General features: G+C 38.4%; 21 protein-coding genes. 3 read left to right on the top strand and 18 right to left on the bottom strand.

Features of this window, described 5'->3' with window-relative positions:
* Nucleotides 1–88 precede the first annotated feature (88 nt).
* Entirely contained in the window at nt 89–2,506 is a 2,418-nt protein-coding gene (locus Q0K35_RS01320; protein ID WP_294560872.1) for a heavy metal translocating P-type ATPase, read from the bottom strand.
* Between the two features lie 2 nt (nt 2,507–2,508).
* The gene (locus tag Q0K35_RS01325) at nt 2,509–2,862 is read right to left on the bottom strand and encodes a metalloregulator ArsR/SmtB family transcription factor (RefSeq protein WP_294560873.1); all 354 of its coding nucleotides are present in this window, start codon (nt 2,860–2,862) and stop codon (nt 2,509–2,511) included.
* A gap of 266 nt (nt 2,863–3,128) precedes the next feature.
* Between Q0K35_RS01325 and Q0K35_RS01330 the strand changes: the two genes are divergently transcribed.
* Nucleotides 3,129–3,272 (top strand): hypothetical protein, encoded by a 144-nt coding sequence (locus Q0K35_RS01330; RefSeq protein ID WP_294560874.1) that lies wholly within the window; start codon nt 3,129–3,131, stop codon nt 3,270–3,272.
* 123 nt (nt 3,273–3,395) lie between these two features.
* Here Q0K35_RS01330 and Q0K35_RS01335 read toward each other — a convergent pair whose 3' ends face one another.
* The 6 genes from Q0K35_RS01335 to Q0K35_RS01360 all read right to left on the bottom strand — a co-directional run bounded on the left by Q0K35_RS01335 (nt 3,396) and on the right by Q0K35_RS01360 (nt 7,763).
* Nucleotides 3,396–3,770 carry a hypothetical protein gene (locus Q0K35_RS01335; RefSeq protein WP_294560875.1) on the bottom strand — a complete coding sequence of 125 codons (375 nt, stop codon included), beginning with the start codon at nt 3,768–3,770 and terminating at the stop codon, nt 3,396–3,398.
* A gap of 87 nt (nt 3,771–3,857) precedes the next feature.
* Nucleotides 3,858–4,709 carry a 16S rRNA (cytidine(1402)-2'-O)-methyltransferase gene (gene rsmI, locus Q0K35_RS01340; protein WP_294560876.1) on the bottom strand — a complete coding sequence of 284 codons (852 nt, stop codon included), beginning with the start codon at nt 4,707–4,709 and terminating at the stop codon, nt 3,858–3,860.
* Entirely contained in the window at nt 4,706–5,533 is an 828-nt protein-coding gene (gene ricT, locus Q0K35_RS01345) for a regulatory iron-sulfur-containing complex subunit RicT (RefSeq protein WP_294560877.1), read from the bottom strand. Before ricT ends, rsmI begins: the two co-directional genes overlap by 4 nt.
* On the bottom strand, nt 5,523–6,497 hold the full coding sequence (locus tag Q0K35_RS01350) for an AAA family ATPase (protein WP_294560878.1): 975 nt from the start codon (nt 6,495–6,497) through the stop codon (nt 5,523–5,525). Before Q0K35_RS01350 ends, ricT begins: the two co-directional genes overlap by 11 nt.
* Nucleotides 6,481–7,116: a dTMP kinase gene (gene tmk / locus Q0K35_RS01355; RefSeq protein WP_294560879.1), complete on the bottom strand. Its 636-nt coding sequence runs from the start codon at nt 7,114–7,116 to the stop codon at nt 6,481–6,483. The genes Q0K35_RS01350 and tmk overlap by 17 nt, the downstream gene beginning before the upstream one ends.
* A gap of 62 nt (nt 7,117–7,178) precedes the next feature.
* Nucleotides 7,179–7,763 carry a GNAT family N-acetyltransferase gene (locus Q0K35_RS01360; protein WP_294560880.1) on the bottom strand — a complete coding sequence of 195 codons (585 nt, stop codon included), beginning with the start codon at nt 7,761–7,763 and terminating at the stop codon, nt 7,179–7,181.
* 1,022 nt (nt 7,764–8,785) lie between these two features.
* Between Q0K35_RS01360 and Q0K35_RS01365 the strand changes: the two genes are divergently transcribed.
* The gene (locus Q0K35_RS01365; protein ID WP_294560881.1) at nt 8,786–9,622 is read left to right on the top strand and encodes a Cof-type HAD-IIB family hydrolase; all 837 of its coding nucleotides are present in this window, start codon (nt 8,786–8,788) and stop codon (nt 9,620–9,622) included.
* 25 nt (nt 9,623–9,647) lie between these two features.
* Here Q0K35_RS01365 and Q0K35_RS01370 read toward each other — a convergent pair whose 3' ends face one another.
* The 4 genes from Q0K35_RS01370 to Q0K35_RS01385 form a co-directional block, all read right to left on the bottom strand.
* Nucleotides 9,648–12,137, bottom strand: a complete 2,490-nt coding sequence (locus tag Q0K35_RS01370; protein WP_294560882.1) for an excinuclease ABC subunit UvrA — start codon at nt 12,135–12,137, stop codon at nt 9,648–9,650.
* A gap of 131 nt (nt 12,138–12,268) precedes the next feature.
* Nucleotides 12,269–12,469 carry a hypothetical protein gene (locus Q0K35_RS01375; protein WP_294560883.1) on the bottom strand — a complete coding sequence of 67 codons (201 nt, stop codon included), beginning with the start codon at nt 12,467–12,469 and terminating at the stop codon, nt 12,269–12,271.
* Nucleotides 12,470–12,472: 3 nt separating this feature from the next.
* Nucleotides 12,473–13,144: a hypothetical protein gene (locus tag Q0K35_RS01380; protein ID WP_294560884.1), complete on the bottom strand. Its 672-nt coding sequence runs from the start codon at nt 13,142–13,144 to the stop codon at nt 12,473–12,475.
* Nucleotides 13,141–13,512: a hypothetical protein gene (locus Q0K35_RS01385; protein ID WP_294560885.1), complete on the bottom strand. Its 372-nt coding sequence runs from the start codon at nt 13,510–13,512 to the stop codon at nt 13,141–13,143. The genes Q0K35_RS01380 and Q0K35_RS01385 overlap by 4 nt, the downstream gene beginning before the upstream one ends.
* A 123-nt stretch (nt 13,513–13,635) precedes the next feature.
* Here Q0K35_RS01385 and Q0K35_RS01390 point away from each other — a divergent pair, with 123 nt between their 5' ends.
* Nucleotides 13,636–14,187 (top strand): TetR/AcrR family transcriptional regulator, encoded by a 552-nt coding sequence (locus tag Q0K35_RS01390; protein WP_294560886.1) that lies wholly within the window; start codon nt 13,636–13,638, stop codon nt 14,185–14,187.
* 213 nt (nt 14,188–14,400) lie between these two features.
* Here the strand turns inward: Q0K35_RS01390 and Q0K35_RS01395 are convergent, their stop codons facing one another.
* The 6 genes from Q0K35_RS01395 to Q0K35_RS01420 form a co-directional block, all read right to left on the bottom strand.
* The gene (locus Q0K35_RS01395; RefSeq protein ID WP_294560887.1) at nt 14,401–15,561 is read right to left on the bottom strand and encodes an iron-containing alcohol dehydrogenase; all 1,161 of its coding nucleotides are present in this window, start codon (nt 15,559–15,561) and stop codon (nt 14,401–14,403) included.
* A gap of 89 nt (nt 15,562–15,650) precedes the next feature.
* Nucleotides 15,651–17,087 carry a glycoside hydrolase family 1 protein gene (locus Q0K35_RS01400; protein WP_294560888.1) on the bottom strand — a complete coding sequence of 479 codons (1,437 nt, stop codon included), beginning with the start codon at nt 17,085–17,087 and terminating at the stop codon, nt 15,651–15,653.
* The gene (locus tag Q0K35_RS01405; protein WP_294560889.1) at nt 17,087–18,460 is read right to left on the bottom strand and encodes a PTS transporter subunit EIIC; all 1,374 of its coding nucleotides are present in this window, start codon (nt 18,458–18,460) and stop codon (nt 17,087–17,089) included. The genes Q0K35_RS01400 and Q0K35_RS01405 overlap by 1 nt, the downstream gene beginning before the upstream one ends.
* A 118-nt stretch (nt 18,461–18,578) precedes the next feature.
* The gene (locus Q0K35_RS01410; RefSeq protein WP_294560890.1) at nt 18,579–19,412 is read right to left on the bottom strand and encodes a PRD domain-containing protein; all 834 of its coding nucleotides are present in this window, start codon (nt 19,410–19,412) and stop codon (nt 18,579–18,581) included.
* 2 nt (nt 19,413–19,414) lie between these two features.
* Complete coding sequence (locus tag Q0K35_RS01415; protein ID WP_294560891.1) at nt 19,415–19,879, bottom strand: PTS glucose transporter subunit IIA; 465 nt, start codon at nt 19,877–19,879, stop codon at nt 19,415–19,417.
* Nucleotides 19,880–20,071: 192 nt separating this feature from the next.
* The coding region (locus tag Q0K35_RS01420) for a hypothetical protein (RefSeq protein ID WP_294560892.1) at nt 20,072–20,980 on the bottom strand (909 nt) is incomplete at its 5' end.

Raw genomic sequence — 20,980 nt, forward strand, 5'->3', positions numbered from 1 at the left:
TACGTTTCCAGTATAATATTTTCTTTTGATTTTGTCAATCAGAATTTTATATTTTAACCAATTTTAGAACCTATTTTGATAATCATTATCATTTTTTAAGTATTCTCATGGCATTGATGACAGCGATGAGGCTGACACCCACATCCGCAAATACGCCCAGCCACATATTCGCATATCCAAAGATGCTCAATATCAGAATGATTGCTTTAACGCCCAAGATGAAGATGATATTCTCATTCATGATCCGCTGTGTAAATCTTGCCAGATCGATTCCCTGACTTAATGAGCTAAGATCATCCTTCATCAGCACAAGATCGCTTGCCTCTACTGCCGCTTCACTGCCAAGTCCGCCCATGGCAATACCTAAATCACTGCGCGCCAAGACCGGAGCATCATTGATGCCATCACCGACATAAGCTACCTTTCCGGAGGAAGCATTCAGGATCTTTTCCAATTCATTTACCTTATCCGTCGGCAACAGTTCATAGTGAACCTCATCAATGCCACATTCATCGGCAATTGCCTGCGCCGTCTTTTTGCGATCTCCTGTCAGCATGACAAGTTTCTTGATTCCTTTTTCTTTCAAGCTCTTCAAAGATTCCTTCGTATTTGCTTTCAGCGTATCCCTGATTTCGATCGTACCGATATATCGTGAATCATATGCGACATAAACAAGGGTACCATAAGAATCCTGCTCCTGACAGGTGATATGGAAACGATCCATCAGCTTCTTATTCCCTGCAAGCAATATTTTACCCTGATATTCTCCTTTTATACCATGTCCGGCAATTTCTTCGACATGCACGAGCTCATTTTTATCAATTTCCTTTCCATATTCCTTTTGAATGGATTGGGCGATCGGATGTGTTGAATAGCTTTCCGCAATGGCCGCTAAACGCAGACATTCCTTCGGATCATCACCATAGATATTCGTAACCTCGAAAGAACCGTTCGTCAATGTTCCTGTTTTATCAAATACGATCGTATCGATCTGACTTAAAATTTCAAGATAATTGCCACCCTTTACCAATATACCTTTTTTGCTGGCACTTCCGATTCCGGCAAAATATCCCAGCGGAATAGATAAAACCAGCGCGCATGGACAAGAAATGACAAGGAAGGTACATGCACGGATCAGCCATTCCTGCCAGCTGATCTGTGTAGGAAAGAAGTTTGGAACGATTGCCAGAATCAAAGCGGCAATGACAACGATCGGAGTATATACCCTTGCGAAACGAGTCATCTTCAGCTCTGTTTTTGCTTTCTTACCGGAAGCATTCTCTACCATATCCAAAATCCTGCTGACGGTGGATTCGCTAAGCTCATGGGTTACTTCAACTTCGATGACACCATTCAAATTGATGCAGCCTGCAAGCACTTCATCCTCAACAGCTACTTCCCTTGGCAGCGATTCACCTGTCAAAGCACTTGTATCCAACGCCGATGTCCCTTTGCGTACGATGCCATCCAGCGGAATTCTTTCACCGGGCTGAACGACGATGATATCCTTGATCTTGATCTGTTCAGGATCTACATCACTGATGTGGTCACCTGTTTTTAGATGTGCGATTTCAGCCTTGATGTTCATCAGATCGGCAATTGAATTTCTGGAACGCTCAACAGCCTTATTTTGAAAATATTCACCCACCTGATAAAACAGCATGACAGCTACTGCTTCTAAATATTCACCGACAACGATTGCCCCGATCGTTGCGATCATCATCAAGAAGTTTTCATCAAAAATTTCACCGCGGCGAATGTTCTTCAAAGCCTTTACGATAACGCTGTAACCGATCATGAAATAAGAAAGGATCACACCGATCTGCCAGTCAAATACAAGACTTAACAGGAATATGAGGGTACCGATTCCTAATACATAGATCTGATAATTTTTCTTCTTTTCTTTCTTCTCATTTTCCTCAATGATCTGGACCTCTTCGGTATCTAAGATTGCCTTTTTGATTTTCTCTTTTATAATTTTCTCATCCGCATTCTTTTTTATATAAAACAACAAGGCCTTTGTTGTAAAGTTCAATGAAGCATATTCGACACCTTCCACTTTATTGACGGCATCTTCAACCTTCATAGCACAGCTGGCACAGTCCAGCCCTTCAATTGTCCACTTAATTTTCTTCAGATCATTTCCCGCAGGCTGGACACGTACTATATTTTCATGATGCTCATGGTGGTCATGTATGCTGCACTCGTGATCATGATCATGATGATGCTCATGCTCGTGATGGTGGTGGTGATGCTCGCAGCCACACGCTTTTTCATGATGTGCATGCCCCTTTTTTTCTACCACATGAACCTCTTCCAGCTCTTCGATCAAATGAATCAGTTTTCTTTCTATTTCTTCAGAATAATCTTTATATTGAATCGTACATCCCAAGGTTGCGGCATTAACGCTGGCACTATTGACTTCTTCTCTTTTATTTAAGGCTTTTTCGATCTTCATCGCACAATTCGGACAATCCAAGCCTTCAAGAATATATTTCTTTTCCATAATCAGTCCTCCATCACATGTTCATAACCGGCTTCGAAAATTCTACCGATATGCTCATCATCCAATGAATAATAGATGACTTTTCCATCTCTGCGATACTTCACAAGGCGCGCCTGTTTCAGTGTTTTGAGCTGATGGGAAACTGCAGACTGCGACACATCCAACAAAGCAGAAAGATCACACACGCACATCTCCGCTTTTAAAAGGGCACAGATGATCTTGATTCTTGTCGGATCACCAAATACCTTTAAAAGCTCTGCAGTCGCAACCAACTTATCTTCATCAGGCATCTGTTCCTTTACTGCCCTGACTACATTCTCATGGATAACAGTAACTTCACACTTTTCAATTTCCATATTAACATCCTCTCATATGAACATCTGTTCATATATATAATATGTAAAACATGTCATTATGTCAAGTTTTATTTCAATGAAAATTTCTGAAACAATGTGAATATTTTTGAAAATTTAACACAATGTTCGCCCCAGAAAAACACTTGATCTTATCGGAAATACAGATTGAAAATATTTTCAAAAAGTTTAAAAAACCCCTTGATTTCCGTATTATTTAAGTATATTATATGGGTGTAAGCTGAAAGGGCATGAAGGAGGATATAACTATGAAGAACGTATTAAAGGCTATCAAATTTGTGAAATCAAACAAGAAATGCACAAGTGTTAAACATTCGATTACTTCTCGTGAAGTAGAACGCATCAATGCCGGTAATTCTACTTCTGCTTGGGGAATCGTATTCTATCGCTAGTCTTCTGGCATTTCACATACAAAAAAAGAAACGGTATCGTTTTTTGCGATATCGTTTCTTTTTTATTATAATGCTTATCTTACTGTTTTTTCACAAAGCAAAAATACTTCTGGTTAGCAGATACTATTTTGCTTTCAGAAGGTTTTTTAGAAGCAAACCGCAGCCTGCTCCGATACAGCCAAATATAAGGATATATTCAAATAAGGATATACGCATGAATGATATTTGCATGCTCATCAATAGCGAAACGATGATAATGATCACCCCAACTGCCAAAAGTGTCCTTGCTGCCATTGACTTTGGATCATAAAAACGCCGGATGATACCGATGATCAGAGGAACGGTAACAAGACCCGATGAAATATTAAAGGAACCAAAGCGGATCACAGACCAGCCATGATGTATATAAACCCGCTGTGACAACATATATAAACCTGCCGCTAACAACACGATTCCTACAAGGACCTGTACCAGACTGTTTTCGTTTGTATTTTTCATAATCATATCCTCCATAAGGTCTTTTTTATTATAACCTGTCTTTTTTCCTTCGACAAGCATGACAAGTAAAAAGCCAGAGCATGAGCTCTAGCTGCTGTGATATTGCTTATAAACTTCGTTTTTGGACAAGCCGTGATCCTTCGCTACCTTCTTTATGGCTTCATTGGTTGAATAACCGCTTTGAATATAACAATGGATCTTTTCATATAAAACAGAAAAAGGAATATCATCACTGATTTCATCTTCCTTGTATCCTTCAAGCACAAGTACCATTTCACCCTTGAGATCATCACAGATATCTAATATCTCACTGATCGTACCACGCAAAAATTCTTCATGCTTCTTCGTGATCTCTCTTGCCAGACACATCTTGCGATTTCCAAAAACCTCCAAGAAGGTATGCAGCGTCTTTTTGATACGGTGCGGAGCCTCATAGAAGATCAATGTCTGCTTGACCTTCGCAAGCTCCTCACAGCTCTTTCTGCGTTCATTCTCATTTGCCTTCAAAAAACCGACAAACATAAACGGCTGAGCCGAAAGGCCACTGGCAACCAGAGCATTCAAGGCCGCATTGGCACCGGAGATCGGCACAACATTAAACCCGGCCTCTACGACCATATTTACAACGACCTGACCGGGATCACTGACAAGCGGATATCCCGCATCGCTGACAACGGCAACATTTTTTCCTTCTTCAAGCAACGCCAAAAGACCTCTGGCACTTTCATACTCATTATGCATATGATGTGTCATGCATCTCGTTTTGATATCAAAATGAGAGAGCAGCTTCATCGTATTTCGCGTATCTTCAGCCGCAATCACATCCACGCTTTTCAACACCTCGATCGCCCTGGGCGTCATTTCACTCAAATTGCCGATCGGTGTCGCTACCAAATAAAGCGTTGCCTTATCATTTTCAAAGCTTTTTTGACGATTCATCGCTTTGACCAGTCAATTTCCGGCCACAGCTCAGAAAAATCCAGAAATTGCACATCCTCTTTATTTTCTATCTTTGCCTGTTTCAACAGGACATTCATGCTTGTCACACGATATTTGTTGCCTTTGTATTCGATCTGTGAATTTAATTTAGGTAAACCGGCACGCATCTGTTTATACTGTGCATCCTCATAACGAAGACAGCACATCAGCTTACCGCACTGCCCCGAAAGCTTTTGGACATTCAATGCCAGCATCTGATTTTTTGCCATATTGATCGATACGACATCAAAATCATTCAAAAACCTTGAACAGCATGTTTCCATACCACAGGTTCCCAAACCACCCACGATCTTTGCCTTATTGCGCGGACCGATCTGACGAAGCTCGATACGACATTTGAATTTTGTCGCCAGATCCTTTAAAAGCTCTCTGAAATCGACACGATCATCTGCGACATATACAAAAATGATCTTACTGCGATCCAGCGTATATTCAGCTTCGATCAAATGCATATCCAGCCCCTGTGCCTGAATGGCCTCCTCGCAGATCACCATGGCCTTCTCAGCTGCTTTTTTATTATCCTCAACATCCTTCAGATCCTTAGCGGTCGCTTTACGGATCACCGGCTTGATCTCAAGCTCACTGGATACATTTTCAAAAAGCTGATTTTCTTTCATGATCGTACCGACTTCCAGTCCACGGACGGTTTCTACGACTACTTTATCATGAACCTTCAGCGTATCATCATTTGTCCCAAACGTATAAAGCTTATTTGATTCACTAAAGCTTACAAACGCTATATGTGTAAAGTCCTTATTCTCCATCTGCTACCTCCTTCATCCTGATCAGCATCGAATCAGCCAGCAGTTTGACGCTCACAGACTTACTGAAGCGGTTTTTCGTACTGACACAGATGCTTAAATATTCAATACACTGCTTTTTTGAATACTTGCCCATCATTTCGTTCCATGTATCATCCCTACACTCACTTTTCTGCATGAGCACATTTCTAAAAAAAATCGTTAATATTTCATTAAAATAAGAAAATTGAAGTCGGTCATTTCCTTTCTTATCATTAAATGCCTGATTTTGAATCGTCAAAAGCGTCATATACGGATCATCATAAAAATGCTCGATGACCTCCATTGCCCAAGCTTTAGCATCCTGATAATTCTCATCTTCGCTCAGTGCCATAATCTCATCGCTGTCCGCTGTCAGATTCGCACACAGGTAAGCATCCAGCTCATCCATATCACACGTCTTTGAAAACGCAAGACGATCCTTTATCGAAGCTTTGCGGAAAGGTATTTTCTGACATCTTGATACGATGGTCGGCAACACTTTATCCAGCTGTTCGCTTATCAGGATCGCCGTAACATCGCTCGCCGGTTCCTCCAAAAACTTCAAAAGCGCATTCATCGCATCAGCAGTGGCATTTTCTACACGATTCAGGATATAGATCTTCTTTCCCGTCGCTTCCAGTGCTGTTTTATTGAATTCTTCCTGTATATGCATGATATCTTCTTTTTTGATCGTTTTTTCACTGCCATCAACAATGATCATATCTGAAAAATTATTCTCTTCGACGCGTCTGCATACATCACACGTTTCACAGGCAAAGCCTTCATGTTCACACAAAAGACTCTGTGCCAGCAAAACAGCTGCCTTCAATTTACCGCAGCCCTTATCTCCGAAAAACAGATAAGCATGAGCCGCACTCTTGCCTAACAATGCATTTTCCAAGATCCGATAGGCAACCGGCTGATCTCTTTTAAGCTTTTCTTTCATTTTCGATCGTCCTCAAAACGATTTGCAATGCATCCGCTGCGACCTTGTCAACATCCTGCGAAGCATCAACCACATGCATACGATGGCGATACTTAGCAAGCACCTGCCGATAGCCCTCAGAAACCTCCTGATGAAACGTCTTGGTTTCCAGATCCAAACGATCCTTAAAAGCTCTTGTTTCGATACGCTTTAATCCATCCTCATAATCAAGATTCAAAAAAATGGTCGTATCCGGAAAGTATCCGTCAATCGCAAATTGATTGATCATATATACATTTTCAATTCCCAGATGACGTGCATAGCCCTGATAAGCTAAAGAAGAATCTACAAAGCGGTCACATATTACGATCTGTCCCTTTTCTACGGCAGGAACCACTTTTTCTACCAGATGCTGGCGTCGTGACGCCGCATACAGCAAAGCCTCTGTCTTCGCATCCATCGCAGTATTCTTCGGATCAAGAATGACATTACGGATCTGTTCCGCAATATCGATACCGCCCGGCTCTCTCGTATAAATGGCATCATAACCCATTTCCTTTAGCTTTTGCGCAACAATTGTAGAAATCGTTGTCTTACCGCTTCCATCCGGTCCTTCAAATGTGATAAAATATCCTCTCATAAATATCTCCCATCAGCTTATAAAATGATTATACCACAATCCACGCTAACATAAAAAGCGTTTTATCCGATGCCCCTAGCAGGATCGCATTTTTTAATATAACCTTCTAAATGATCATCAGCAAAATAATGACCCCTTCCATCCTCATCAACATCTTCCATCGGCGTCATCCCAAACCCCCTGTGTAAAGAGCGGGCTCCTTCTTTTGAAACCGCCTCCGCATAGACCTCGCTTACCTCATAGCCATCCTTGATCTTTCCATCCAGCCACTCTGCAAAGGCTTTGCCCATAAGCTTCATACAGGCACTGCCGCGGTATTCCTCATCCACGGCAATCGTATAAATATATAGGATATTCTTCCCCTTATGCATGCCGATATTTTGAAGCGTTGAAAAATGAGCTCCGTTCAAATACCGCTCCTTCTGGCTTTCATCAAGAAAAATCACGGTCAGATAACCTGCCAGCTTACACGCATCCCAATCAATACAGAAAAACAACCCCTCTTGATTATCCTTATACAAGGCACGTACATATTCCGGATCTAAATAATCATTCCCTGTGACAGGAAATATACGCCCTTCCAATTCAAGCATCTTCCCAAACCACTCTTCATTGATCATTTGATTCATTAAAACCGCTAATTTCATAGAATGTTTCTCCTATATAAGAAAAAGGCATGATCCATGCCCTCAACAAATCCATTATAACACAAAAAAATTTAAATTATAAGACTGTTTCTATCCGACAAATAAGGTATTATATAAGTGTAAAAAGACAGAACACCTGAAAGGAGGAATGTCTGATGAAAGAGGTTTTAAAAGAAATTTAGTTCGTTTCCTATGAAGCCTGACAGAACTTCATGAGGAAACTAAAAATCTCGCTTATGTGTTTTGTGAAAAGAAAGTGTTTTCTGTGAGAGGGCAGACCAATGGACAGTGCAGAGGAGAAGAATTAAAACTGAATATATAAAAACGTCTACCGTTGTGTAGAAAAAATAGAGAAGTGATCTATTTTAGGACTTCGACAAGAATTGACACGGAAGTGAATGAAATGCTTCTATCCAAAAGCTAATGATGGTCATTCCATGAACATAAAAATTCTTGATCAAGCCTGAATGTTTTAAAACAAAAAAAATCGATGATTCCATCGTTGACGAATCGAAAGTGATTTTCATATAGATGGCTTCATGTTTGAATTGTGAATACAATTCGAAGGGAATTTAAAAAAAGTGTTTGGATAAGCTGATTTAGAAATGGTGGGTATCAGGATCCTGATGATCATGATTACTATTAAAGCTTGATGAACATGGTTATTAAATACTCCTAAAAAAATAAATGATCCACGTTTATATAAAAGTATTTTCAATAAATGGATGCATATCAAAATAAAAAAAGCATCATGAAGATAAAAGCATATAGAAGGTTTATAACTTAACTAGACATTATTTAAAAAGAGAGAAGGGTGCAATATCAAGTTATATCTAAAAGCTGATCGATCATGAAGCTTTCCAAGATAAATAAGATTTGTATTTATAAATTGAAAATTTGAACAACTGGTTTCATAAAGGGACTGTTTGAATGGACAGTCCCTTATTTTACAGAATTTTTTATGAAATTTGATATTTTTTTTCATAAAACTCCTTTATAATATAAGAGTTGAGGAGGATTTTATGATAAAACTGTTTGCTTGTGATTTAGATGGTACCCTGTTAAATGAATACCATGAGTTTGATGATATAATATTTGATATGATGGATAAGGTCATAAAAGACGGAAGATATTTTTCATTTGCGACAGGCCGGCATATGCATCCTCAGCAAAGCAAGATCTTAAAGCTTAATGATCGGGATGTTTATACGATCTGTATGAATGGTGCTTTAATAATGGATCCTTCCCATAAGATCATCTATGATCAGAAGATGACCAGAAAAGCGGTTCACGATCTCTTGGAAACATTTCCTGAAATTCACTTTGATTGCATTGGTAAGGATCATGTGCTGGTCCGCATCACCCGAAAGGAATACCTGGAACAGTTCAGTCGCTCCAGCATATGGAATCGGGCCGCTAAGCGATGGAAGGTTGAAGATTTTATAGAGGATTGTCTTTTTGACCAGAGCATTGAAGATATTCTGTCACATGATATTTATAAGATCAATTGTCGTTTGGATGATCCGAAAACCATTGATAAGATGAATCATTACCTTCTTGAACACAAGGATGAGATCGTAAATGCTCCTTATGATAACGGCGCTTTTGAAATTACCGCTAAAAATGTTAATAAGGGAAATGCGGTCGCATGGCTTTGTGAATATCTTCATCTTACAGAAGATGAAGTGGCTGTTTATGGTGATGGCGGCAATGATTTAGAGATGCTGGCACGATTTAAACATTCATATGCCACATCTAACGGTATCGAAGCTGCGAAGCAGGCTGCCGGTGAAATCATTGGCTGCTGCAAGGATCATGCGGTCGCAAAACACATCTTAGCAACTCTTCATGATGAGTAAAGCCACCGGTCAGGCGGTGGCTTTTTTATATGAATTTTCCTGTGATGCTCTCACGATTGCTGACAATATCAAAAGGAGTTCCTGTTGCGATAATCCTGCCTCCTTCATCACCGCCTTGAGGTCCCATATCAATGATATAATCAGCACTTCTGATCACATCCAGATCGTGTTCGATCACTATGACAGTTGCTTTGTTTTTGATCAGTGTCTGAAATACCTGCAGTAAAACCTGAACATCTAATGGATGCAAACCGATCGTAGGTTCATCAAACACGAATATGGAATCTGACTGCATTTTTCCCATTTCACTGGCCAGCTTTAGTCTTTGAGCTTCTCCTCCCGACAAGCTTGGAGTTTCTTCTCCTAACGTCAAATAACCCAAGCCAAGGCTTTGTAAGACCTTAAGCCTGGAATAGACATTTTTCATATCTTTAAAGAAATCAAGCGCTGTGTTGACATCCATTTCCATTACTTCAGGAAGTGATCGCGCAAGTTTCTCTTTATTATAGTACCTGATGCCATAAGCTGTCTTATCATATCGCGATCCCTTGCAGTTTGGACAAGGGATATCGACATCCGGCAGAAATTGTACATCTAAACTGATTTCTCCGGTACCATCACATACCGGACAACGTAATTTTCCTGTATTGTAGGAAAAATCCTGAGCTTTATAACCCTTTTCTTTCGCATCCTCTGTTCGCGCATATATTTTACGCAATTCATCATGCACATTTGCATAGGTTGCAATCGTCGAGCGGACATTGATGCCGATCGGAGTCGCATCGATCAGTTTTACCTGATGGATCCCCTCTGCCTTTACAGATAATACATGATGAGGAAGCTTTTCTTTTTTTATCTGTGCTTGAAGCGCCGGTATCAGGCTTTCTAAGACCAGCGTTGTTTTTCCCGAACCCGAAACGCCTGTAACAACTGTGAGCTTTCCTTTTGGAATATCTGCTTCAAGTGGTTTTACCGTATGGATGGCTGTTGTAGAAAGATGTATCTTGCCTTGTTCAAACATCTTTTCATCTACGCTCTTTTTTATCAGCGGTCTTGTTTTCTTTCCTGCCAGAAACGGACCGATCTGTGAAACAGTATTGGCTTTTATATCTTCAACACTGCCCTGTGCAAGCACCTCACCTCCATGAATGCCTGCCTGTGGTCCCATTTCAATGATCCAATTCGACTCTTTCAGTATCTGTGTATCATGATCAACCAATATCACTGAATTCCCATCTGCAATCAAATCATGCATGACTCCATTCAAGCCTGTGATATTTGATGGATGGAGTCCGATTGACGGTTCATCCAGCACGTATAAAACACCTGTCGTCCGGTTTCGCACAGCACGAGCTAATTGCATACGCTGTTTCTCACCTGTGGAAAGAGTCGCGGTGCTTCGATCAAGCGTTAAGTAACTAAGTCCCAGATCGATGAGGCGTCTGGCAGAATCTTCAAATGAAGCACAGATGTTTTTTGCCATAGGAACCATTTCTTCAGGCATATGTGAAGGAACGCTTTGTACCCATTTTCTCAGTTCACTTAAAGTCATCTTACAAGCTTCGTCCAATGAGATGCCTAATAATTTCGGTGCCCTTGCCGCTTCAGATAAACGAGTACCCTTGCAATCCGGACACACATCCTCTTTTAAAAACTTTTCGACCCTTTTCATGCCCTTTTCATCTTTCACCTTTGACAAGGCATTTTCTACCGTATAGGTGGCATTATAATATGTAAAATCAAGTTCTGCAGCCTGATTTGATTTTTTCCCTTTATATAAGATATGTTTTTTTATTGCCGGTCCATGATAAACGATCTCTTTTTCCTTCTCACTCAGATCACGGAAAGGAACATCGGTACGGACCCCCATTTCCCGACAAACATCAACCATCAATGACCACATAAGTGAATTCCACGGTGCCACGGCACCTTCATCTATTGTCAGTGATTCATCAGGAACAAGTGTCGCTTCATCGACCGTCCGTATCATACCTGTCCCGTTACATCTATGACAAGCCCCTTGGCTGTTGAATGCCAGCTCTTCTGCCGAAGGTGCATAAAAATGCGCACCACAAACGGGACAGACCAATTCCTTACCGGCAGCAACGGCAAGCGTGGGTCTTAAATAATGTCCGTTTGGACAACGATGCTCAGCTAATCTTGAAAACATGAGCCTTAGACTGTTTAATAATTCTGTACCTGTGCCAAAGGTCGAACGAATATTTGAGATCCCCGGTCTTTGACGTAGTGCCAGCGCTGCGGGAACATAAAGCACCTCATCCACCTGAGCCTTTGCTGCCTGCGTCATCCGCCTTCTTGTATAGGTAGAGAGTGCTTCCAGATAACGGCGAGAACCTTCGGCATATATCACGCCCAAGGCAAGTGAGGATTTACCCGACCCCGATACACCGGCTATCCCGACGATCTGATTCAAAGGAACATCCACATCGATATTTTTTAAGTTGTGAACACGGGCACCTCGAATTATTATCTTCTTAGGTACTGATGTTTTCATGCAATCATCTCTTTTCTTATATCAACGCTTTATTCTTTCAACCGATATTATATGGAAATTACAAAATTATTTCAATTAAAAGACGATCACATTGATCTATAAAATCATTGACATATGACTGACATGGATGATTACTGCTGTGCATTCTTTTCTCGCTTTATTCTTTCTTTTGCTTCCTCAACCGTTTCCCCTTCTCTCATCAAATAACGCTCAACAAAAGCATCTTCGATTTTGGTATAGCCGCCAACGACCGTATCTTCGATTTTTTTATAAGTGTCAACGACTTTTTCTGCTATTTTTTCATTTGTTGTTACAAGTTTTGATTTTGCCATACTTCAACTTCCTTTCTTTTTTTTTGCTATCATAGACAAACCAAGCACCAATACAAAGAGGCATACAGCGGCTCCCGTCATTGCATTCATGAATCGGACCTGCCTTTTATCCATTGAATCAAAGGAAACAAGCATCGATCGCTGCAAGGTCAATATCGAAGCAGATACCTCCGCATAATTGATGTTTCGGATCATCCTTAATAGAGATGATGAATGTTTGCGCTGTTTTACAGCTCTCACGATTGCGATCACGATTTTACAAAAAGTATAAGTCGCAATCGTTATCATCGTGATTTTTTCATATTTTGTGGCAATATCCTGCGATAGGCTGATATAATTGACCACAGCAAGAACGATGCCCAACACAATTAACAGTACGCCGGAGAATTTCATTACGAATACATCCATATCATTCGAAAATGATTTGCGGTGTTTACGGTCAAACAATACCGCAGAAAAACGCATCATGGCCAAAATACCATAAAAAGCCCCCATTGAAATAAACCAAAGCGAATAATTTATAATACCGAGCACACAATGGTATAAGGCATAGAATAAATTGAACACAAAGGCAGCCATAGCGGATACCATGATACGGTAGTACTGGCTTGATATCATCTTTTTACCTGTTTTCGTCCTGCTAATCAGTGATACAGCTTTCTGTTTCAGTTTCAACCCTTAATACCTTTTGTCAGAGGAATAAGGCAAAGCAAAACAACAATTCCAACAAGTCCGATTACAACACCTATAATCATTTGGCCCCAGACCATGCTGAAGCACATCCCTACACCCAGCGCTAAAGCACCAACGACACCAATAATAACTGTCATAACAGTTTTTCCAGAAATGTGAATCGGTTCCTTATGCTCCATCTTTCTCCATACAATCAATGTGATAAGACCAACAATCAGACCGATACAACCGAAAATAATGCCCAGATTAAATGTGTTCCACTTTGGGATCAGCACCATGCACATGCCAAGCGCAAATAGGACAACACTGAATGATCCTAACATCAGTGCAACAAAACTGCTTTTTTTCATTTGATAAACACCTCCAAAGCATTAAAACAACAGTTGTTGTTTCTTTGCAAATCAAGTATAATGGACTTGCAAAAAGAAAACAATCATCAATTTACCAACAACTGTTGAGATAAAGGAGCTTTTATGAATACCCCCAATAACAAACGAAAAAAAGAGTCAAGAGAGCGTATCGAGAAGGTTTTTATCGAATTGCTCCAGACAAAAGAAGTAAATAAGATCAGTGTGTCTGATATTTGCAAAAAGGCCGGATTAAACCGGACCACCTTTTATGCAAATTATACCGATATTTACGGATTGGCCGATGCAATCCGGGATAAGCTGGAAAACGACGTATCCGATTTATATAAAGAGGAAATCACGCAAGGTTTCAACAGCAACGACTATCTGAAGTTATTTCGTCATATCAAAGAGAATCAAATCTTCTATCGAACCTATTTTAAGCTCGGTTATGATAATAACTATAAAATCATTCGCTACGACAGTTCCCTTGCCCGAGAACATTTTCAAAACAAACTTGTTGAATATCACATGGAATTTTTCAAAGCAGGCATTACTCAAATCATAAAGCTCTGGTTGAAAAACGGCTGTAAAGAAAGCCCGGAAGATATGTTTGAAATTATCAAAAGTGAATATCGCGGGCGGGAGCAATTTTTTGCGGCTAAAAATACGGAGTAATATTTTTGCCATTGGTTTCATCTCTCAAGAATTACCACATACAGCAAGCGGTGATGCTCTTCTTAAAGAATATCGCCGCTTTCCTATATCCTCTCTTAAACACCGTTTTATTACCGGATCATTATTTTCAAGATATATTGTAATAAAAAAATCCCGCCTCCGTAGATAAGTGTCGGTTATCTACTTTAGCAGGATCAGATCATTATTTTTTTCTTATAAAGCCATTTTATAGATTTTCTTTACATCCTCTGCATCAAGAGCAACAAATCCATTTTTAAGTCCGCCATCAGCTGCTTTCTGAGCCATGACATCAAAATGAGATTCATCAATATCAATTTCATGTAAAGAGCCAGGAAGATTCAATGATTTAAAGAATTCACGAGTTTTCTGGATTGCGGCATGAGCGATTTCCATATCACTGCCTTCATGGATACCCCATACATTCTTTCCGTATTCGACAAATTTCCATAGCGTATCTTCATTTAATACATATTCCATCCAGTTTGGTGTTAAGATGGCTAATCCTACACCATGGGTAATATCATAGAAAGCACTTAATTCATGTTCCATCGGATGTACGGACCATGAGGTATTTTCACCATAGGAGCAGATACCATTGATAGCCATAGAGCTTGCCCACATTAGATTTGCACGTGCTTCATAATTTTTTGGATCTTCTAAAGCAATCGGTGCATATTTGATGCAGGTCTTTAAGATACCTTCACAGAAACGCGCTTGCAGATAAGCTCCTTTTTCCTGATTAAAGTAATTTTCAAAGGTATGGCTCATGATATCAGCTGTACCGGCTGCTGTCTGGTAAGCAGATACTGAATACGTATATTGAGGATCCAAGATAGAGAAAACAGGCTTTGTAAGATCATTTCCCGATCCCCATTTCTCATTTTTTGTTAAGTCTGAGATGACTGCAAAACCATCCATCTCACTACCGGTAGCGGCTAATGTCAATACAGCTGCAACAGGCAATGCTTTTGTGATCTTATTTCGATCTAACACCTGATCCCATGGATCTCCTTCATAACAAACACCACTGGCAATGATCTTTGAACAGTCGATCGTACTGCCGCCGCCTACTGCCAAAACTGCTGTCAGACCATGCTGACGACAGATTTCTACACCTTTGCGTACAGATTCAATACGTGGATTTGGTTCAACACCTGCAAGCTCCTGCCATTCGATACCTGCCTTTTTTAATTGTTCACAAACCTTATCATATAAACCAATCTTTTTGATACTGCCGCCTCCATATACAAGAAGCACTTTGTCAGAGATTTTTTTCAAATTCTCTCCCAAATTCTCAATCTGACCTTTTCCAAAATAAATTTGTGTCGGTATGTTATAATGAAAATTCTGCATAATATGTCCTCCTTTTTTTATATCTTATCACATTCAATGACGATTTGCACGACAGAAAAGGAGCATTGCTGCTCCTTCCATGTGAGGTCTTAATCTAAATCTTCACCATTGCTGGCGATAACTTTTTTATACCAATAGAATGAATCTTTTTTATAACGATTATAGGTGCCATTACCATAATCATCAGCATCTACATAAACGAAACCATACCTTTTTTTCATTTCTCCTGTAGATACAGAAACTAAATCAATGCAGCCCCATGCTGTATATCCAATTAAGTCAACACCATCTTCTACCGCTTTTTTCATTTCTATAATATGATCACGCAAATATTCGATACGATATGGATCATGAACAGTTTTGTCTTTTTCTAATTTATCTATACATCCTATTCCATTTTCTGTAATCATTATTGGTACCCGATAGCGATCATACACTTTAAGTAAGGTATATCTTAGTCCTACAGGATCAATTGGCCAATTCCAATCTGTTTCTTTTAGATAAGGGTTTTTTATACCACCCATGATATTTCCACTAGTTTCATCTTCGAATTTTAGTGTACTTTCTGTAATGCTCTGGTAATAAGAGAAAGTATAAAAATCACAAGTACCTTCCTTTAAAATTTGTTTTTCTTCATCATTTAAGTGAAGATGAATTTTGCTTTTTTCAAAGTATTTTATTGCATAAAATGGATATTCACCCTTTAACATTACATCTGAACACATGCAGTTGTGTATTAGATCATTTTTTTGTACAAGAAGATTATCATCTGGGTGACAAGTTCTAGGATAACGGGTTATATGACAGATCATTGTACCAAAATGGAAATTAGGATTAATTTTTCTTCCTAGCTTTACGGCTTTAGCACTTGCTATTAAAATATTATTTAAAGCATTTAATCTTAACTCCGGTTCATCTTTTTGATCATTAAAATATACTGTTCCTTTTAAATAAATTCCTCCTTGTATTAAATTGGATAAAGGTAACAATAAATTATTTATCTCATTAAACGGAAGCCAATATTTAACATATTCTTTATACCTGTTGAAAATCACTTCACAATATTTTACATAAAGATCAATAACTTTTTTATTTGTCCACCCATTATATTTTTTTACTATATTTAGTGGCATTTCATTATGAGAAATTGTAACTATTGGTTCTATATTGTACTTCTTTAATTCTTTAAATACATTTTCATAAAAGAGAAGACCTTTTTCATTTGGAAATTCATCATCGCCATTTGGATAAATCCTTGTCCACGCTATCGACATTCGATAACTCTTAAAATTCATCTCTGCCAACAAAGCTATATCTTCTTTATAATGATGATAAAAATCCGATGCTTTTTTTGAAGGAAAAAAATATTTTTCATCCATTTCTAAGGAGATTCTTCTTGGACTTTGATGCGAACCTACCGTTATTACATCAGATACATTTAACCCTTTTCCGTCCTCTAGATAAGCTCCTTCAAATTGATTTGCAGCAGTAGCTCCGCCCCATAAAAAATCTTTGCAAAACGTCATTATTCATCATCTCCCCATTTTAAAACAGCCATCATAATTACAGTTACAACCATTGCGACAATAACTCCCAACATATAGTAGACAAATGTATCTGTTACTGCCAAAACAATTGTACCAAAAGGTACAAATCCGAAAGATAAATATTTCACTTTAAATAAAGCCATAATTGCACCACTTACTGCTCCACCAATAATTGTAGAAAGTAATGCCTTACGATATTTTGTAATTAACCCAAATAAAACTGGTTCTGTAACTCCAATCAATGCTGTAACCCCAGTTGACAGTCCTAACGATTTAGTATCCTGCTTTCTTGACTTGAAGAATATATATAATGCACATGCTGCCATTGCAGAGTTAGAAGCAGCTGACGTAACAGGATACAGAAAATCATAACCTAATGTCGATAGGTTCTGTGCAATTAATGGAGTCATAGCTACTTGCATTCCCGACATCAACATGAAGGGATAAATTGCTCCACAAACAGCTCCGCCTATTGGACCAAGTGTTTCATATAGCCATAAAATAGCCTCTGCTAAAAAGGTTCCTAACCATCCGCCAATTGGCGCTAATAATGCCCATCCTACTACTGCTGATACCATTACAGTAACCAATGGCGTTACAATAATATCAATCATCTTCGGTACAAATTTCTTACAAATCTTTTCAATATAAGATTGAAAATAAACAGTTAATATAGCTGGTATTACTGTTGAAGAATAACCTGCATATGTTATAGGAATGATACCAAATAGTTTTATTGAGGTTCCTGACATAGCTGAAAACGCAGGTAACATAAGAATGGCACTTGTTGTTGCCGCAAGAACAGGACTGCATTTAAATCTTTTTCCCGCAGAATATCCAATTAATACTGGCAAAAAATAGAACGCAGCTTGAGCACAGTTAAAAAAGAATACATAAGTTTCTCCGTTTGGATCTAGCCAACCGAAAGACTGTACAGAATATAAAACCCCTTGTAGCAAACCACAAGCTACAATTGCTGGTATAATTGGAGCAAGTATGGATGTTAGAGTATCCATTAATATCATAAATAATCCTTTGATACTATGATCTTTTTTTAGATCTACATCTAAATTTTCATCGATCACTGCTTCTTCTTGAAATCCAGCTAACTGACAAACAACTTTATATACATCTCCAACTTCACCACCGATGATGATCTGAAATTGCTCTCCTGACCACTGTGTCCCCATTACTCCTTTTATTTTTTCAATCTCATTTACTTTTACTACACTCTTATCCCTCACATTAAAACGTAATCTAGTAACGCAATGAGTTAATTGTGTAATATTCTCTTTCCCACCAACACATTCAAGAATCTGTTTTGACATTTCTTCATAATTCTTTTTAGCCATATTTTTTCTCCTTTTCTAAATGTATATCTTTTCAGCACTGCGCGCTTATGCTGTTAAGACCTAAAATAATAAAACCCCATACAAAAACGTAATACGCTTTATGTATGAGGTTTCCGCCCTATTGGTTACAGTCCTCGCGGGTACATAATCGATTGATGTGAAGCATTAAGTATAGCTTCTCTTCATCTGTTAATTCTATCTTTAATATTCCTTTCAAATATTCACTTACTTTTTTCACACAGTCATATGTTTTCTGATAATCATTTTTTAATTTATCATAGATCGTGTTATTATCAGAATAAATCAAATGCTTTGTTTTTCCTCTTTTTAATAAATAATGCATATGAGATACAAATCTTGAATAATTGAAATTATCTTTATTGATCTTAATATCATATTCCTTTTCAATAATAGCTGTGATCTTATCAATAATTTCATCATCCTGATTTACTTTTTTATTTCTATCCTGCTCTTCCGCATTGATGATATGCAAAGCAATATAAGCTGCTTCTTCTTTTGGAAGATATATATTTAATTCCTTATGAATCAACTTTAATCCATACTCTCCGATACGCATTTCATTTTCAAATAAATGTTGGATATCATAAACGATCGGCAGTTTAATATTCATCTTCTTTTTATATCTTTGAATACTGAAATTAATATGATCCGCTAATGTAAATACAATATTTGAACTAATCGGATTATCAATCACCATTCTTGCCTTATCAATGATTTTATTTGAAATATCTATGATTTCTTCGGGTATTTCATTGATCATTGAGATATATGCCTCATCAACATCATAATAGGACCGATTGATTCGTGTGATATCTTCCAGATCTCTTGGAACACTTCCAAATCCGATTCCTTTCCCGGAAATGATCAATCTGTTTCCTGCACCATCTATCGCAATTGCGAAATTATTGTTGATATTTTTTATAATTTGCATATTTATCCCTCAATTATAATATCTCCAACATTCATCATTTCATTAAGATGTTTCTTTTCTACATCCTGTTTTCCGGTAACGATGACCAACACTGAAGAATCATAACCTGATTCTTTGATCTTATCCATATCACATTTTATGATCGGTGTTCCTTTTTTTACTTTTTTATTTACAGATGTCAATATCTCAAAATATTGGCCATTTAAATTCACCGTATCAATACCAATATGAACAAGTACCTCTGTTCCGTTGCTCATTTTTAATCCAAAGGCATGCTTCGTAGGAAAGATCATCGTTAATTCTCCATCACACGGACTACAAATCACATCACCTTCAGGTTTGACCATAAAACCATCACCCATCAGTTTATCTGAAAATGTTTTATCTTTACATTCACTAATATCCAGACACATTCCTTTAATTGGCATACTTATTGTGTTATCTTTCTTTTTCAAAAAATCAAACACGGGCATCACCTCCTAAATAAAAAACTCCCACAAGAAATAACCAATAGGTTACGCCTCTTTAGGAGTTACGTTCTATCTACATTTATTTTATAACACACAATGTAAGCGTTTGTCAATAACATATATCGATGATATGTGAAATTTTTATTACATTATTTGGTAATGATCGACTGTTGTATTTGAGTAAATCTATTAAGATTCTTTTTCTTTCAGCAGCTTTAAATAATAACTTTTTTCTTGAGTAGGTATCTGTAAGGCATCCATTGCTTCATCAACACTTAGTTTCAAGGTCTTTGTCAGACTTTGAATATCCTCTATACTCTTATTCTCGCTTCCTTGTTTTAAACCTTCCTTGATACCTTTCTCAATACCTATGCTCTCTACATATGCACCATAATCACACATCCGGCTGACCTCCTCTTCCTCTTTCTCCGTTAGCTTTACATCATACTTCTTCAGTCTTTCTATCTTCTCTTCTGATGACATATTATCTGCCATCACCCGTAAGATATTCATTGATACTTTTTCGCTTTCCTTACACCCTAAGTATAACACAAGGATCTGCTGCTTATCAAAATATTTTTCTTCCTCACATGTTTCCCCGATGATATGCTCCTCCACCATCCGGTACCGGTTGATACTTCCCTGCTTGTACTTCGGCGCATTGAACACGATCCAGATCGATACTACCTTCACGATATCATCATACTGTGCATGATCAAACAATTCCTCCACCTGCATCGATGTATTGCGGGAATTATAGTAATGTGCCCTGCTTAGGACATGGCTTTTTCCTTTCAATTCTCCCTGGGCTTCCAGATTGAGGATCATGGCAATCTTACCCTTGTCTTGCGGTAAAGAAGCATAGACAAGCGAGTCAAAGAAGATGCTGGTATCATCCTCATTATTTTCATTTCGATGGCCGCTGACAGTATGTTTATGTAAAGGGACATCCCCTTTTGGTTCAATGCATTCCATGATCTCATTGATCGGAACATTCATATATTCTTCCAGATAATCTTTCATGATATGAGCCAATACGATCTTATATCTTAGGATATGTTTAAAGGATTGATCAAGCGAAGCTTTTTTCTGCATAAA

Source organism: uncultured Traorella sp., from assembly GCF_944327115.1.
GTDB lineage: Bacteria > Bacillota_I > Bacilli_A > Erysipelotrichales > Erysipelotrichaceae > Traorella.

Coding starts and splice junctions, on each gene's coding strand:
- Q0K35_RS01320 (WP_294560872.1), bottom strand. CDS start 2,506: ATGGAAAAGAAATATATTCTTGAAGGCTTGGATTGTCCGAATTGTGCG.
- Q0K35_RS01325 (WP_294560873.1), bottom strand. CDS start 2,862: ATGGAAATTGAAAAGTGTGAAGTTACTGTTATCCATGAGAATGTAGTC.
- Q0K35_RS01330 (WP_294560874.1), top strand. CDS start 3,129: ATGAAGAACGTATTAAAGGCTATCAAATTTGTGAAATCAAACAAGAAA.
- Q0K35_RS01335 (WP_294560875.1), bottom strand. CDS start 3,770: ATGAAAAATACAAACGAAAACAGTCTGGTACAGGTCCTTGTAGGAATC.
- rsmI (WP_294560876.1), bottom strand. CDS start 4,709: ATGAATCGTCAAAAAAGCTTTGAAAATGATAAGGCAACGCTTTATTTG.
- ricT (WP_294560877.1), bottom strand. CDS start 5,533: ATGGAGAATAAGGACTTTACACATATAGCGTTTGTAAGCTTTAGTGAA.
- Q0K35_RS01350 (WP_294560878.1), bottom strand. CDS start 6,497: ATGAAAGAAAAGCTTAAAAGAGATCAGCCGGTTGCCTATCGGATCTTG.
- tmk (WP_294560879.1), bottom strand. CDS start 7,116: ATGAGAGGATATTTTATCACATTTGAAGGACCGGATGGAAGCGGTAAG.
- Q0K35_RS01360 (WP_294560880.1), bottom strand. CDS start 7,763: ATGAAATTAGCGGTTTTAATGAATCAAATGATCAATGAAGAGTGGTTT.
- Q0K35_RS01365 (WP_294560881.1), top strand. CDS start 8,786: ATGATAAAACTGTTTGCTTGTGATTTAGATGGTACCCTGTTAAATGAA.
- Q0K35_RS01370 (WP_294560882.1), bottom strand. CDS start 12,137: ATGAAAACATCAGTACCTAAGAAGATAATAATTCGAGGTGCCCGTGTT.
- Q0K35_RS01375 (WP_294560883.1), bottom strand. CDS start 12,469: ATGGCAAAATCAAAACTTGTAACAACAAATGAAAAAATAGCAGAAAAA.
- Q0K35_RS01385 (WP_294560885.1), bottom strand. CDS start 13,512: ATGAAAAAAAGCAGTTTTGTTGCACTGATGTTAGGATCATTCAGTGTT.
- Q0K35_RS01390 (WP_294560886.1), top strand. CDS start 13,636: ATGAATACCCCCAATAACAAACGAAAAAAAGAGTCAAGAGAGCGTATC.
- Q0K35_RS01395 (WP_294560887.1), bottom strand. CDS start 15,561: ATGCAGAATTTTCATTATAACATACCGACACAAATTTATTTTGGAAAA.
- Q0K35_RS01400 (WP_294560888.1), bottom strand. CDS start 17,087: ATGACGTTTTGCAAAGATTTTTTATGGGGCGGAGCTACTGCTGCAAAT.
- Q0K35_RS01405 (WP_294560889.1), bottom strand. CDS start 18,460: ATGGCTAAAAAGAATTATGAAGAAATGTCAAAACAGATTCTTGAATGT.
- Q0K35_RS01410 (WP_294560890.1), bottom strand. CDS start 19,412: ATGCAAATTATAAAAAATATCAACAATAATTTCGCAATTGCGATAGAT.